This is a genomic window from Streptomyces sp. NPDC032822 (genome assembly GCF_055578825.1).
Genome location: NZ_JBVIOL010000011.1, coordinates 67,258 through 81,226, shown reverse-complemented (window position 1 = coordinate 81,226; position 13,969 = coordinate 67,258). Strand labels below are relative to the sequence as shown.

General features: G+C 71.1%; 13 protein-coding genes and 1 pseudogene. 3 read left to right on the top strand and 11 right to left on the bottom strand.

All coding sequences use genetic code 11. From position 1 onward, the window contains the following. Positions 1 to 120 precede the first annotated feature (120 nt). Together ACZ5VD_RS28705 and ACZ5VD_RS28700 are read left to right on the top strand one after the other, a co-directional pair. Positions 121 to 996 (top strand): 3-hydroxybutyryl-CoA dehydrogenase, encoded by an 876-nt coding sequence (locus tag ACZ5VD_RS28705; protein ID WP_468552294.1) that lies wholly within the window; start codon positions 121 to 123, stop codon positions 994 to 996. Positions 997 to 1,177: 181 nt separating this feature from the next. Beyond that, positions 1,178 to 1,435 carry a hypothetical protein gene (locus tag ACZ5VD_RS28700; RefSeq protein ID WP_468552295.1) on the top strand — a complete coding sequence of 86 codons (258 nt, stop codon included), beginning with the start codon at positions 1,178 to 1,180 and terminating at the stop codon, positions 1,433 to 1,435. Positions 1,436 to 1,474: 39 nt separating this feature from the next. Here the strand turns inward: ACZ5VD_RS28700 and ACZ5VD_RS28695 are convergent, their stop codons facing one another. From ACZ5VD_RS28695 to infC, 10 genes and pseudogenes are all read right to left on the bottom strand, one after another. After that, on the bottom strand, positions 1,475 to 2,020 hold the full coding sequence (locus ACZ5VD_RS28695; RefSeq protein ID WP_468552296.1) for an NUDIX hydrolase: 546 nt from the start codon (positions 2,018 to 2,020) through the stop codon (positions 1,475 to 1,477). 75 nt (positions 2,021 to 2,095) lie between these two features. Then, complete coding sequence (locus ACZ5VD_RS28690) at positions 2,096 to 3,436, bottom strand: transcriptional regulator (RefSeq protein WP_468552297.1); 1,341 nt, start codon at positions 3,434 to 3,436, stop codon at positions 2,096 to 2,098. A 282-nt stretch (positions 3,437 to 3,718) separates the two neighbouring features. Beyond that, positions 3,719 to 4,867, bottom strand: coding sequence for a PP2C family protein-serine/threonine phosphatase (locus tag ACZ5VD_RS28685; RefSeq protein WP_468683738.1), 1,149 nt, complete (start codon positions 4,865 to 4,867; stop codon positions 3,719 to 3,721). 183 nt (positions 4,868 to 5,050) lie between these two features. After that, positions 5,051 to 7,561, bottom strand: a complete 2,511-nt coding sequence (gene pheT, locus ACZ5VD_RS28680; RefSeq protein WP_468552299.1) for a phenylalanine--tRNA ligase subunit beta — start codon at positions 7,559 to 7,561, stop codon at positions 5,051 to 5,053. Then, positions 7,561 to 8,682 (bottom strand): phenylalanine--tRNA ligase subunit alpha, encoded by a 1,122-nt coding sequence (gene pheS / locus ACZ5VD_RS28675; RefSeq protein WP_468552300.1) that lies wholly within the window; start codon positions 8,680 to 8,682, stop codon positions 7,561 to 7,563. The genes pheT and pheS overlap by 1 nt, the downstream gene beginning before the upstream one ends. A 145-nt stretch (positions 8,683 to 8,827) precedes the next feature. Next, the gene (locus tag ACZ5VD_RS28670; RefSeq protein WP_468552301.1) at positions 8,828 to 9,964 is read right to left on the bottom strand and encodes a sensor histidine kinase; all 1,137 of its coding nucleotides are present in this window, start codon (positions 9,962 to 9,964) and stop codon (positions 8,828 to 8,830) included. 52 nt (positions 9,965 to 10,016) lie between these two features. Then, a complete protein-coding gene (locus ACZ5VD_RS28665; RefSeq protein ID WP_468683737.1) occupies positions 10,017 to 10,865 on the bottom strand; it encodes a TrmH family RNA methyltransferase in 849 nt (282 codons plus the stop codon). Between the two features lie 93 nt (positions 10,866 to 10,958). Continuing rightward, positions 10,959 to 11,342, bottom strand: coding sequence for a 50S ribosomal protein L20 (rplT, locus tag ACZ5VD_RS28660; protein WP_105974242.1), 384 nt, complete (start codon positions 11,340 to 11,342; stop codon positions 10,959 to 10,961). 112 nt (positions 11,343 to 11,454) lie between these two features. Beyond that, on the bottom strand, positions 11,455 to 11,649 hold the full coding sequence (gene rpmI, locus ACZ5VD_RS28655; RefSeq protein ID WP_019065473.1) for a 50S ribosomal protein L35: 195 nt from the start codon (positions 11,647 to 11,649) through the stop codon (positions 11,455 to 11,457). A 113-nt stretch (positions 11,650 to 11,762) separates the two neighbouring features. Beyond that, positions 11,763 to 12,462: pseudogene (gene infC / locus ACZ5VD_RS28650) on the bottom strand (translation initiation factor IF-3). A gap of 336 nt (positions 12,463 to 12,798) precedes the next feature. On the opposite strand from infC, the gene ACZ5VD_RS28645 reads away from it, so the two are divergent. Then, a complete protein-coding gene (locus tag ACZ5VD_RS28645) occupies positions 12,799 to 13,164 on the top strand; it encodes a DUF1844 domain-containing protein (protein WP_468552303.1) in 366 nt (121 codons plus the stop codon). 23 nt (positions 13,165 to 13,187) lie between these two features. On the opposite strand, the gene ACZ5VD_RS28640 is transcribed toward ACZ5VD_RS28645, so the two are convergent. After that, positions 13,188 to 13,919, bottom strand: a complete 732-nt coding sequence (locus ACZ5VD_RS28640; protein WP_468683736.1) for an SseB family protein — start codon at positions 13,917 to 13,919, stop codon at positions 13,188 to 13,190. Between the last annotated feature and the right edge of the window lie 50 nt (positions 13,920 to 13,969).

Here is a 13,969-nt window from a genome sequence, read left to right as displayed (position 1 = left end):
CCCGACCGATGCCCGACCCCGGCGATCGATCATCGATACTTGGCGGTAACGTGCACGAACGGAGCAGGCCCCGGACCCACGGAATCCTGCGATGCCCGTAGACCAGCGGAAAGGAACGATGTGACGGACTTCCCAGCGGGAGACATTGCGCGCGTCGGAGTAGTGGGCTGCGGCCAGATGGGAGCGGGCATCGCCGAGGTGTGCGCCCGGGCCGGCCTGGACGTCATGGTCGCCGAGACCACGGGTGAGGCCCTGGAGATCGGCCGGACCCGGCTGTTCAACTCCCTGGCGAAGGCCGCCGAACGCGGCAAGATCACCGACGAGGAGCGGGACGGCACGCTGGCACGTCTCAGCTTCACCACCGACCTCGGCGAGTTCGCGGACCGCGACCTGGTGATCGAGGCCGTCGTCGAGAACGAGCAGGTCAAGACCGAGATCTTCCAGGTGCTCGACCAGGTGGTGACCCGGCCCGACGCGATCCTGGCCTCCAACACCTCCTCGATCCCCCTGGTGAAGCTGGCGGTCGCCACCTCGCGGCCCGACCACGTCATCGGCATCCACTTCTTCAACCCGGCCCCGGTGCAGAAGCTGGTCGAGCTGATCCCGGCGCTCACCACCTCCGAGGCCACGCTCGCCCGCGCCCAGGTCTTCACCGAGAAGCTGCTCGGCAAGCACGCGATCCGCGCCCAGGACCGCTCCGGCTTCGTGGTCAACGCGCTGCTGATCCCGTATCTCCTCTCCGCCATCCGGATGTTCGAGTCGGGCATCGCGAGCCGCGAGGACATCGACAACGGCATGGAGCTCGGCTGCGCCCACCCGATGGGCCCGCTGAAGCTGACCGACCTGATCGGTCTGGACACGGTGGCCTCGGTGGCCTTCTCCATGTACGAGGAGTACAAGGAGCCGCTGTACGCCGCTCCCCCGCTGCTCCAGCGCATGGTCGACGCCGGCCGGCTGGGCCGGAAGTCCGGTTCGGGCTTCTACACCTACAGCTGATTACGCACGGTGGCTTGAAAGGGCCCGGCACTCTTCGGAGTGCCGGGCCCATCGTATTCACACACCGTGTGCGCGCCGGGCTCGCATATGCCCCTCGCACACTCTCCCCACGTGCCCACCAGGCGAGTTGACTCTCCATGCGCATGCAAGGGGTGTGACGACTACGGAAAGGAGCGGACCTGTGACCGCCGACCCGGAGCATCCCGTGGTCCATGGAGAACTCGCAGAGTTACGGCGCCGGCTCGACGTCGCGTACGCACGCGTCGAGGGAGGGCTGGCGCTGCTCAGCCATCGCACCGAGGAGACCGACAAGGAAGTCGACGACCTTTCCGCCCGGATCATCGCCCTGGAGCACGCCCGCTGGCCGCTGCCCGCACTCGCGGTCCTCACCGCCATGGGCGCGCTCGTCGTGACGATCTGGCAGGCCCTGGGTCGCTAGCCGAACGACACCGGTCAGGACGTGCCGCGAGACGGGAATTCAGGGCATCGCGTCCTGACCGAGCCTGAGGTGGTGCAACAGCAGCAGAGCGGCCGCCATGTTCGCGGCCGGGACCTCGCCACGGGCGACCATGTCCGGGACGAGCTTGAGCGGGACCCATTCACGGCGGTCCGACTCGAAATCGTCCACGGGGTGTCCGACGTACTTCCCCTCGTCGGCCCAGTAGATGTGGTGCCGGGCGTCGGTGAGCCCGTTGGACGGCTCCACGCTCATCAGGTGGTGCAGGGGTCCCGGCCGCCAGCCGGTCTCTTCCTCCAGTTCCCTGGCGGCCGCGACGGCGATGTCCTCGCCGTCCTCGACCACCCCCGCCGCGAGTTCCCACCCCCAGCTGTCGGTGATGAAGCGGTGGCGCCACAGGAGGAGGACCTCGTTGGCCTCGTTCACCACCGTGGCCACGGCGACGGGCCGCAGCCGTATGAGGAAGTGGTCCAGGTGCCGTCCGTCGGGCAGCTCCACATCTGCCAGGTTGACGGTGAACCAGCGGTTTTCATACACAGTTCGTTCGTTCTGTTTCGTCCACTGCACGGTTCTGCCACCTTCCGTCGAGTAAGTGGCAATATCGCAGCAGGGACTATGAGGTGTCGGTGCTCGTGTACCCGTCTACAGCGGTACGCGCAGTGCCCCGTCGATGAGTGCGGCGGCCTCGGCCGTGCCCGCGCAGCCGCTGCGCACGAGGTGTTCACGCACCGCCCGGAGTCTGTCGCGCAGGCGCTGCGACTCCATTCCCCGGGCCTGTTCGGCCATCTGTACCGCGATGGCCACCGCCTTGTCGGCGTTGCCCTGGCGCAGCTCGATCGTGCTGAGCATGGCGAGCCGGTGCACCCGGCCCCGGTCGTGCGCCGGATTGTCGACGGCCGCCGCGGCGTGCTCCCGGGCCGCCGCCACCTCGCCCAGACTCAGCAACGCCTCCGCCACCTGGACGTTGACGAGCCCCGGCTGGACATAGCCCGTCTCGTCCGGCTCGTATCCGCGCCGGATGCGTTCGGCGGCCTGCTCGGCCCGCCGGATGCAGGACAGCGCGCTCGTGCCGTCGCCGAGGTGTGCGTACGCCTTCGCCTGCATCGCGTACAGATCGGAGGCGAGCGCCGGGGTGATGTGCCGGCCGGCCGCCCGCAGCGCGGCCTCCGCGAAGGCGACGGCCTGCCGGTACTCCCGCATGAACAACGCCTGGTTGACCAGGAGCGCGATCACATACGCGCCCAACCCCCGGTCACCGCTGGCCTTGGCGAGCCGGAGCGCCTGGTGGAAGTAGCGCTGGGCCAGACCGTGCGCGTCCGAGTCGTAGGCGCAGATCCCGGCGACCGCCACCAACCCGCCGGTGGCCCGGTGCAGTTGACGGCCCGTCTCGTCGGTGTAGCTGCCTCGCAGCAGCGGGGCGGCCTCGGCGTTCAGGAAGCCGACGATCCGGGCGCGGGTCGCCACCCCGCCGGCCTTGCGGTACATCTGCTCGTAGTGTGTACGGGCCGCGCGCAGCATTTCGAGGTCGGCGGGCGTCACCCGGTGCCGGCCGCCCCGCGAGACGTCGACGTCCTCGGGAGGGTTCTCCCACTCCCACACCGGCATCACGGCGGGCGTGCCCGTCACCGCGGGGGCGCCCAGGATGTGCGGGCGCTGCTGCTCGTCGGAACGCCACAGCGCGGTGGCCCGCTCCACGAACCCGGACAGCGAGGTGCCGTGCGGGGTGGCGGGCTCTCCGGGCATGCCGAGGCCGATGTCGTCGAGGGTGACGGGCCGGTGCAGCCGGGCGGCGAGTACTTCGCACATCAGGTCGGGCACCTGGCCGCGGGGCCGCTGTCCCTTCAACCACCGTGCCACGGCGGTGTGTTCGTAGCGGAGCGCGAGTCCGCGCGCCCGGCCCGCCTGGTTCACATGAGCGGCGAGTCCCGCGTGCGAGATGCCCGCCTCGTCCAGGATCGCGTCGAGCAGAGTGTTGGGCTGCATGGGATGCCCCCCGGGTGGCTCGGTGCCGTCAGAGTAGTGGGTCCTTCTTCACACGGGGTGTGAACGGAGTACTCGAATCCGCACCGTGTGCACGCTGTCGCGGAGAGTTTCCAGCCGGTTGACTGAATTGCCTCGCAAGAGGCCGGCAGGGCCGCCGGCTCCCCCTCGTACAGTGCGGCGGCCCGATTCCGCGCCGTCCGCCCAGCCGCCTGCCCGACACTCCGTGGCTCGGCGGACGGCTGCCGGGCGCCGCGCGTGGCTGTGCGACTCGTCGCCGTTCGGCTAGGGGCGCATGGTCGGCTGCGGGTACGTCGTGGCTGGTCGGGCCCGCGCGGCCGAGCCGCACATGTCACCGTCCCGCACCCCTGAGGTGTGTCGCCCTGATCGGTCGTTGCGGAGGACCAGGAGAGCCACGTCGTCCGACGGGGTACCTCTGGTGTGGTGCAGGAGAGCGGTGAAGACCGCGCCCAGTACGGCTTGGGGCATGGCCGTCGGCTGCTCGCGCAGGGCCGCGGACAGGGCCCCGCTCAGGGAGAAGAACCGGCCACGCGCGTCCCGCGCGTCCTCCGCTCCGTCCGTGTGCAGGACCAGACTCTCGCCGGGGAGCAAGGGGCCGCAGTGCCGTGCGGGCAGATCGAGGGGTAAGGGGAACGGGCCCAGAGGCGGGAGGGGGTCGGTCCGGGCCAGGGGGTCGACGCCGGTACCGGTGAGCAGGTACGGCCACGGGTGGCCGCAGTTCAACGCCCGTACCTCGTCGTCCCGGCCGATCTCCAGCAGCAGGACGGTCACGAACTCCTCGGCGACCGGGTTCTCGGGCTCCGGGCCGGCCGAGGGGTGTTCGGCGCGGGCGCGCTCGCGCAGGTGCCGGGCCAGGGTGCGTTCCAGCCGACGGAGCACACCGTCGAGTTCGGGCTCGTCGTGGACGGCCTCACGGAAGCTGCCGAGGACGGCGGCGGCCGTACCGATCGCCCCGATCCCGTGGCCGCGGACATCGCCCATCACGACCCGGACGCCGTGCTCGGTGGCGACCACCTCGTACAGGTCGCCGCCGATACCGGCACCGCGGTCCGCGGACAGCTGGGCGGCGGCGACGTTCAGCCCCTCGACGCGCGGCGGCGGCGGCCGCAGCAGCGCGCTCTGGGCGACGCCGGCGACCCGCCGGGCGAGCCGGAGTTCACGCACCAGGGTGCGCCGGGCATGGAGGATCAGCCCGGTGCCGACGGCGAAGAAGACGGCACCGGTGGCGGCGCGCGCACCGAGGCCGCTCTGCTGGGCGAGCGGACAGGCCAGCTTGTAGGTGATCGCGGCGGCCCCCCAGACCGTCGGCAACCCCAGTGCGAGAGCCCGCCGCAGCGGCCGGCGCCCCGGCCGGCGCGTGGGCGTCCGGGGTCGTCCCGCCCCGCGAGGCACCCCAGCCTTGATGCGGATCATGTCGATGGCCCCCCAATCAGGCCCTGACAACGCCATCGGACCGGCCCCGAAAGGCCGGTCCGATTCTGTCGACCGCATGCCCCGAAGGGGCCAGATCACCGACAGAAGTCACTCAATCGAGTGAGGTGACCGGTGGGCGGAACTCGGGGGACACGGCCCTGCGGCACGGTCCCCCACGCCCACTCAGGCGCGCAGCACCGCCCCGGTCCGCTCGCCCGCGAGGGCGACCGCCGCGTCCCGGGCCGCCGACGCCTCGTCCACCGTCAGCGTCCGGTCGGTCGCCCGGAACCGCAGCGCGTACGCCAGCGACTTCCGGCCGGCGCCGAGCTGCTCGTCGTTCTCGTACACGTCGAACAGCCGGATCGCCTCCAGCAGTTCACCCGCGCCGTCGAGCAGCGCGGCCTCGACGTCGGCCGCCGGCACCTCACGGGCGACGACGAGCGCGACATCCTGCGTGGCCACCGGGAACGTGGAGATGCTCGGCGCCTGCGGGGTGCTGTCGCCCGCCTGCTCCACCGCGTCCAGGTCGAGCTCCATCGCGCAGGTCCGCGCGGGCAGCCCCAGCGCCTTGACCACCCGGGGATGCAGCTCCCCCGCGTGACCGACGACGCGCTCGCCGCCGTCCGCGACGATCACCAGTTCGGCGCACCGACCCGGGTGCCACGGACCGTACTGCCCACCGCGGACGACCAGTTCGGCACCGGCCTCACGGGCCACCGTCCGGGCCGCCTCGACCGTGTCGGCCCAGTCGGCCGGACGGCCCCTGCCCCACCAGCCGGCCTGCTCGCGGGCGCCCGCGAGGACGACGGCGGCATGGCGCGGCTGCTCGGGCAGCGCGGCGTTCAGCCCGGCGATCTCCTCGTCGGTCGGACGCCGGTCGACGGGCAGCGACACGGCGGCCGGCTGCTCCTCGCGCGGCAGGAAGACCAGGCCGGTCTCGAAGAGCGCCAGGTCGTGCGAGCCGCGGCCGTCGTTGCGCCGCAGCGCGCCGAGCAGGCCCGGCAGCAGCGACGTACGCAGGGCCGGCTCCTCGTCGTTGAGCGGGTTGACCAGCTTGACGACGCGGCGCGCCGGGTCATCGGCCGCGAGGCCGAGCTGGTCGAAGACCTGCTCGCTGACGAACGGGTAGTTCGGCGCCTCGACGTATCCGGCACCGGCCAGGGCCCGGCCGGCCCGGCGGTGCAGCCGCTGCCGGTGGGTCAGACCGCGGCCGGCGGGGGGCCTCGGCAGCGTGGAGGGCAGGTTCTCGTAGCCCTCCAGGCGGATGACCTCCTCGGCGAGGTCGTTGACCTCGGCGAGGTCGGGCCGCCAGGACGGCACCGTGACGATCAGCTCGTCCTGCCCGTACACGTCGCAGCCGACCTGCTGGAGACGGCGTACGACGGTCTCGCGGCCGTACTCGACACCCGCGACCTTGTCCGGGTGGTTCGCCGGGAGGGCGATGGTGTGCGGCCCGGACGGCGCGACGACCTCGGTGACGCCCGCCTCGGCGGTGCCGCCCGCGAGCAGCACCAGCAGGTCGACGGTGCGCTGCGCGGCGGCCGACGCGGCCCGCGGGTCGACACCGCGCTCGAAGCGCTTGGACGCCTCGGAGGACAGCTTGTGCCGGCGGGCCGTACGGGCGATGGAGACCGCGTGGAAGTGGGCGGCCTCGATCACGATGTCGGTGGTGCCCTCAGCCTCGGTGTGATCGGCGATCTCCGTGTTGGCGCCGCCCATGACACCGGCGAGGCCGATCGGGCCGCGGTCGTCGGTGATCACCAGGTCCTCGGCGTGCAGCTTCCGCTCGACGCCGTCGAGGGTGACGATCTTCTCGCCCTCCTCGGCCCGGCGGACGCCGATGGTGCCCTGGACCAGCGAGCGGTCGTAGGCGTGCAGCGGCTGGCCCAGCTCCATCATCACGTAGTTGGTGACGTCCACGGCCAGCGAGATCGGGCGCATGCCGACCTTCTGGAGGCGGCGCTGGAGCCAGAGCGGGGAGCGGGCCTCGGGGCTCAGACCGGTGACAGTACGGGCGGTGAAGCCGTCGCAGCCGGCCGGGTCGGAGACCTGGACCGGGTAGCCGAAGGCGTTCGGGGCCGGTACGTCGAGGAGGGCGGGATCGCGCAGCGAGATGCCGTAGCCGATGGCGACCTCGCGGGCCACGCCGCGCAGGGACAGACAGTCGCCGCGGTTCGCGGTGACGGCGATGTCCAGGACCTCGTCGACGAGTTCGAGGAGCTCGATGGCGTCCTTGCCGACCTCGGTCTCCGGGGGCAGCACGATGATGCCGTGGCTGCCGTCGTCGCCCATGCCCAGCTCGTCGCCGGAGCAGATCATGCCGTGGGAGGTCTTGCCGTACGTCTTGCGGGCGGCGATGGCGAAGTTGCCGGGGAGGACCGCGCCCGGGAGCACGACGACGACCTTGTCGCCGACGGCGAAGTTGCGGGCGCCGCAGACGATCTCCTGGGGCTCGCCGGTGCCGTTGGCGGTGCCGACGTCGACCGTGCAGAAGCGGATCGGCTTCTTGAAGCCCTCCAGCTCCTCGATGGTCAGCACCCGGCCGACGACCAGCGGGCCCTTGAGGTCGGCGCCGAGCTGCTCGACCGTCTCGACCTCAAGGCCCGCGGAGACGAGCTTGGCCTGGACGTCGCGCCCGGTTTCCGTCGCCGGCAGGTCGACGTACTCCCGCAGCCAAGAAAGCGGGACCCGCATCAGATCTCCATCCCGAACGGCCGGGTGAACCGGACGTCACCCTCGACCATGTCTCGCATGTCTTCGACGTTGTGGCGGAACATCAGCATCCGCTCGATGCCGAACCCGAAGGCGAACCCGCTGTACTTCTCCGGGTCGACACCGCAGGCGGTCAGCACCTTGGGGTTGACCATGCCGCAGCCGCCGAGCTCGATCCAGCCCTCGCTGGAGCAGGTACGGCAGGGCCGGTCGGGGTTGCCGACGGACTCGCCCTTGCAGACGTAACAGACCATGTCCATCTCGGCGGACGGCTCGGTGAAGGGGAAGAAGTTGGGCCGGAGCCGCGTCTTCATGCCCTCGCCGAACAGGGACTGGACCATGTGGTCCAGGGTGCCCTTGAGGTCGGCCATGGTCAGGCCCTCGTCCACGGCGAGCAGCTCGACCTGGTGGAAGACGGGCGTGTGGGTGGCGTCCAGCTCGTCGGTGCGGTACACGCGGCCGGGGCAGATCACGTAGACCGGGAGTTCGCGCTCCAGCAGGGAGCGGATCTGCACCGGCGAGGTGTGGGTGCGCAGCACGACACCGGACTCGGTGCCGCCCTCGGAACCCTGGACGAAGAACGTGTCGGCCTCACCGCGGGCCGGGTGGTCCGGGCCGATGTTCAGGGCGTCGAAGTTGAACCACTCGGCCTCGACCTGCGGGCCCTCGGCGACCTCGTAGCCCATGGCCACGAAGACGTCCTCGATCCGGTCCGAGAGCGTAGTGAGCGGGTGGCGGGCGCCGGCCGGAACGCGGTCGTACGGCAGCGTGACGTCCACCGCCTCCTCGACCAGGACCCGCTGGTCGCGCTCGGCCTCCAGTTCGCCCTGGCGGGCGGCGAGGGCCTTGTTCACGGCGCCGCGGGCCTGGCCCACCAGCTTGCCGGCGGCGGCCTTCGCGTGCGGGGGCAGCGCGCCGATCTCGCGGTTGGCGAGGGCCAGCGGCGAGGTGCCGCCGGTGTGCGCGACCTTGGCCTCCTGGAGCGCGTCGAGGGAGCCCGCGGCGGCGAAGGCGGCGAGCGCCTCGCCCTGCATGCGCTCGATCTCTTCCGGTTTCAACGCCTCGACCTCGACAGGGTCGTACGACTTATTCGGTGCCGACATCTCTTCCCGTGCTTCCGATTGGCTGGCGGATGGTCCCCGTCCCGACTCGGGGGGACGCGTCGTCCCTGAACGTGAAACGGGGACGCAAAGGTGCCAAAGGCCGAGTCTAACGGGGTGGAGGTGGACGAACGCGCCCGCGGGCGGCTCAGGTCAGGTAGGCCGGAGCGCTCACGGGCAACGTAAATCGGAACTGGGCGCCGCCGCCGGGGGCGCGGCCGACCGTGATGGTGCCGCCGTGGGCCTCGACGATGCCCTTGACGATGTAGAGCCCGAGGCCGGTGCCGCCGCGCTTGCTGCCTCGCCAGAAGCGGGTGAAGACGCGGTTCATGGACTCCTCCGGGATGCCGGACCCCTCGTCGCTCACCGTGACCGACGTACCGACGCTCTCTCCCTCTCGGGGGGACGCCGCGGGCGTGATGTCGATCGTGACGGTTCCCTCGCCGTGCCGCACCGCATTTTCCAGCAGGTTGCTGAGCACCTGGTCGACCTTGTCGGGGTCGGCCCACAGGTCGGGCAGCGGCTGTTCGAGGCGGAGCAGGAACCGGTCGGCGGCGAGGCCCGCGGCCACGTACGCCTGGATGTGCCGTCCGACGGCGGCGCCTATGTCGACGGGCTGGCGCCTGACCTCCAGCCGTCCGGAGTCGATCCGGGAGATGTCGAGGAGTTCGGCGATGAGCCGGGTGACGCGGTCGGCGTCGGCGTCGACGGTCTCCAGCATCAGCCGCTTCTGGTCGTCGGTGAAGCGTTCCCACTTGGCGAGCAGGGTGGCGGTGAACCCCTTGACCGAGGTGAGCGGCGAGCGCAGTTCGTGGGCGACGGTGGCGATCAGCTCGGCGTGGCTGCGTTCGGTACGGCGGCGGGCCTCGGTGTCGCGGAGGCAGACGACGACCCGGCGGACGGGTCCGGTGGGCCGGGTCCGCACGTACTTCGCGGTGACCAGCACCTCACGGCCGCCGGGGAGGAGCAGGTTGCGCTCGGGCTGTCCCACCCGGATGGCGAGACCGCCGTACGGGTCGGTGAGCTGCCACCAGCGCCGGCCCTCCAGGTCCTCTAATGGGAGGGCCGTCTCCAGCCGCTGTCCGAGGGCCTCCTCGGCGGGCAGGTCGGTGATCCTGGCCGCCGCGGCGTTGAAGCAGACCACGTGGCCGTGCTCGTCGGCGACGACCAGTCCGTCGGGCAGCTGGTCGGGATCGATGCCGAGCTCGGCGAGATCACCGGGCCGGGACCCGGGCGGGCGCCGCAGGTCCCGTGCTCCCGGTGCGCTGCTCGTGCCGACGCTCATCCCCGTACCCCACCTCTCAGAACGGCGCAGGGCCCCCGAGCAGGTCACCCTACTAGCTCTCGGTGACGGAGCGGCACCCTCCGGAGGCGCGCTGTGCACGGGCTGACGCATAGAGACATACGGCGGCGGCGGTGGCGAGGTTCAGGCTCTCGGCCTTCCCGTGGATCGGGACGCGCACCACGGCGTCCGCGAGTGCGCGGGTCTCTTCCGGGAGCCCCCAGGCCTCGTTGCCGAAGACCCAGGCGGTCGGCCCGCCCATGGTCCCCTTGTCGAGTTCGTCGTCCAGGTCGTCGGTCCCGGCGCCGTCGGCGGCGAGGATGCGCACGCCGGCCGCCCGGAGTCCCCGGACCGCCTCTTCCACGGGGACGCCGACGGCCACGGGGAGGTGGAAGAGCGACCCGACGGAGGCGCGGACGGCCTTGGGGTTGTAGAGATCGACGGAGGCGTCGGTCAGGACGACGGCCTCGGCGCCGGCGGCGTCGGCGCACCGGAGGACGGTCCCGGCGTTCCCGGGGTCCCGTACGTGTGCGAGGACGGCGACCAGCTTCGGCCGGGCGGCGAGGATCTCCGCGAAGGGGGTGTCCAGGAACCGGCAGATCCCGACGAGGCCCTGCGGGGTGACGGTGGTGGAGATGTCGGCGATGACCTGCTCGTCGGCGAGATGCACCCGGGCCCCGGCGTCCCGTGCCTCACCGATGATGTCGGCGTACCGCTCCGCGGCCTCCGGCGTCGCGAACAGCTCGACCAGCGTGTCCTGGTGCCCCGCCGCCTCCCGCACCGCCTGCGGCCCCTCCGCGAGGAACAGCCGCTCCTTGCCCCGGAAGTTCCGCCTGGCGAGCCGCCGGGCGGCGACGACGCGGGGGGAACGGGGCGAGATCAGCTCGGGGCTGGCGGGAGGCATCGGATCACCTTCGGCAGTTCGGAAAACAGCGGACCCGCAGGCTTCGGCAGCCTGCGGGTCCTTCAGTCACGTCGGCCTAGAGCCGTCGTGGCGTCACGCGGCCTTCGGCGCGTTGACGTCGGCCGGGAGCGCCTTCTGGGCGACCTCGACGAGGGCCGCGAAGGCACCGGCGTCGTTGACGGCCAGCTCGGCCAGGATCTTGCGGTCGACCTCGATGTTCGCGGCGTTCAGACCCTGGATGAAGCGGTTGTACGTGATGCCGTTGGCGCGGGCAGCGGCGTTGATGCGCTGGATCCACAGCCGACGGAAGTCACCCTTGCGCTTCTTGCGGTCGTTGTAGTTGTAGACCAGCGAGTGGGTGACCTGCTCCTTGGCCTTGCGGTACAGGCGCGAACGCTGACCGCGGTAGCCGGAGGCCGCCTCGAGGATCGCCCGGCGCTTCTTGTGGGCGTTGACTGCCCGCTTGACGCGTGCCACTTGTTAACTCCTTGTAGCGGGGCCGTGGTGGTCTTCACACGGCCCGAAATCGATAGGGTCCCGGTCCAGACGTACGGTGCTCGCCGATCGGTGGATCAGCCGAGCCGGTACGTCACTTGCCGAGAAGCTTCTTGATCTTCTTGGCGTCGCCCGGGGCCATCTCGGCGTTGCCGGTGAGGCGACGCGTCACACGGGACGACTTGTGCTCGAGCAGGTGGCGCTTGCCGGCACGCTCGCGGAGCACCTTGCCGGAGCCGGTGATCTTGAAGCGCTTGCTGGCACCGCTGTGCGACTTGTTCTTCGGCATAGCGCCGTTCTCTCCTCGTCGGTGGCGCTCCGGTGCCCGGTCACGAAAACCGGGCACGGTGGAGCGTCGCTCTTGTATCGGTTACACCCTTGGGGACTGGAGTCCCCCCGGGATCACGCGTCGGCGGAAGCCTCGGCCGGGGCCTCGATCGATTCCTCCACCACAGAGGTCTCGTCGAACTCCGACTCCGCGGCGTTCTGCGACTTGCCGGGGTTGGCCTTCGCCTCGGCCTTGCGGGCTTCCTGCGCCTGGCGGGCCTCGGCCATCGCCTCGGTCTTCTTCTTGTGCGGACCGAGAACCATGATCATGTTTCGGCCGTCCTGCTTCGGGTTCGATTCCACGAACCCGAGGTCGGCCACGTCCTCCGCGAGACGCTGCAGCAGTCGGTAGCCGAGTTCCGGCCGGGACTGCTCGCGACCACGGAACATGATCGTGATCTTGACCTTGTCGCCCTGCTTGAGGAACCGGACGACGTGACCCTTCTTGGTGTCATAGTCGTGCGGGTCGATCTTCGGCCGGAGCTTCATCTCCTTGATGACCGTGTGCGCCTGGTTCTTGCGCGCCTCACGGGCCTTCATGGCCGACTCGTACTTGAACTTCCCGTAGTCCATGAGCTTGCACACAGGCGGACGGGCGGTCGCCGCCACCTCGACCAGGTCCAGGTCGTACTCCTGCGCGAGCTCCAGTGCCTTGGCCAGGGGGACGATGCCCACCTGCTCGCCACTGGGACCGACAAGTCGTACTTCTGGAACGCGAATCCGGTCGTTGATGCGGGGCTCGGCGCTGATGGATCCTCCTCGGTTAGCACCACACGGCGGTCTGGCGGACAGCCGCGTATGTCTCTGTTAGACAGACCTCATCGCACCGGAACATGAAAAATGCCCCGGGACGATCACAGACGGGGCTCCAAAGCACAACCGGAGCACCGCCGCGATCTCCGCGGGGCGCGTGTTCGGGCGACTCCATCGTCCGTACGGAACGATGGTGACCGCCTGACCGGGTGACCCGCCGCCCCGGAGGACAGTCAGGTGGGAGATCGGAGCCTCCACTTGTGGGCCGGGCATCGCTGCCTGGCCGGTCATCACACAAGGTTAGCAGCAACCCGGGGGTGGTGCTAACCGCCGTACACCGGGGCCTATCGTGTGGGACATGAGTGACACCCCTGCCGAGTCCGCCGAGAATCCCGACTTCGACGCGATGGCCCGCGACATCGCCGAGGTCCCCGCCGTCGAGGTCATCGTGACGGTCGCCGTCAACCTGATGAGCGCCGCCGCCGTGAAGCTCGGGCTGACGGACGAGGGCGACAAGTACAAGGACCTGGACGAGGCCCGCAAGCTGGTGCACGCGCTGGCCGGTCTGCTGGACGCGAGCGCGACCGAGATCAGCTCCTTCCACGCGGCCCCGCTGCGGGACGGTCTGAAGTCGCTCCAGCTGGCCTTCCGCGAGGCGTCCCTCGTCCCGGACGAGCCGGGCCAGGGCCCGGGCGAGAAGTACACCGGCCCGGTCTACGGCTAGTCCCTCTCCGGCCTACGGCCGACTCATCCGCGTACGTACAAGGGCTCGCCCGGTGGCGTCGTCCCGGCCGGCAGCAGTGCCAGGTCGAGGCCGCGCACCAGGCGGGCCCGCAGTGTGTCGTCGGCGGCGAGCCGCCGCGCGAGCGCGCGGGCCGTCTCGGCCGGGGGCATGGCCGGGTCCAGTACGAGGGCGAGGGTGCCGTCGGCCTGTCCCGGCCCCAGGTGGGCGCGGAGCACGGCGGGCTCGGCGGCCACCGCGTCCCTCACCGCCGCCACGACGGCCGGGTCGGCGAGCGGGTCCGTGCTGGTACGCCCCTCCGCGAGCGCCAGCAGCGCGGCTCCCGTCAGTTCGAACGGCACCGGTCCCGCCAGGTCGAGCAGGACCGTGTCCGCCTTCTCGTGCGCGGCGGCCCGGAGCGCCTGGTGCAGGGGGACGGCGACGGGTCGGGCCGCCGGGTCCCAGCGGGCCAGCGACTCGGTGGAGGTGAAGGCGGGCAGGGCGGTCCGAGGGCCCGCCTTCAGGGTGGGTACGGCCATGTCGCTGGTCTTCTCGCGGCGCAGCCCGTTCTCGTCCTCCTCGACCTCGCCGAGCACGGCCACCACGGGGACGAGGAGCCGGGCGCCCTTGAGGGCCTCCAGGACGGGGCCCGCGGCGGTGCGGTCCTCGGCCCAGGCGGCGAGCGCGGCGCTCAGCCGGGGATCGGCGGTGCCGTCGTCGTCGGAGAAGCCTGGGTCGGGAATGTTCTTGTTCGCCACGGTCACCGACCCTATAGGGGGGATGCTGCTGGGCTTGTGCGGGCCCGGAA

What these genes read in the sequence shown, in the direction of transcription:
- pheS (WP_468552300.1), bottom strand. Translation starts at nt 8,682, where the DNA reads ATGTCGGCACCGAATAAGTCGTACGACCCTGTCGAGGTCGAGGCGTTG.
- ACZ5VD_RS28670 (WP_468552301.1), bottom strand. Translation starts at nt 9,964, where the DNA reads ATGAGCGTCGGCACGAGCAGCGCACCGGGAGCACGGGACCTGCGGCGC.
- ACZ5VD_RS28685 (WP_468683738.1), bottom strand. Translation starts at nt 4,867, where the DNA reads ATGATCCGCATCAAGGCTGGGGTGCCTCGCGGGGCGGGACGACCCCGG.
- pheT (WP_468552299.1), bottom strand. Translation starts at nt 7,561, where the DNA reads ATGCGGGTCCCGCTTTCTTGGCTGCGGGAGTACGTCGACCTGCCGGCG.
- rpmI (WP_019065473.1), bottom strand. Translation starts at nt 11,649, where the DNA reads ATGCCGAAGAACAAGTCGCACAGCGGTGCCAGCAAGCGCTTCAAGATC.
- ACZ5VD_RS28690 (WP_468552297.1), bottom strand. Translation starts at nt 3,436, where the DNA reads ATGCAGCCCAACACTCTGCTCGACGCGATCCTGGACGAGGCGGGCATC.
- ACZ5VD_RS28665 (WP_468683737.1), bottom strand. Translation starts at nt 10,865, where the DNA reads ATGCCTCCCGCCAGCCCCGAGCTGATCTCGCCCCGTTCCCCCCGCGTC.
- ACZ5VD_RS28645 (WP_468552303.1), top strand. Translation starts at nt 12,799, where the DNA reads ATGAGTGACACCCCTGCCGAGTCCGCCGAGAATCCCGACTTCGACGCG.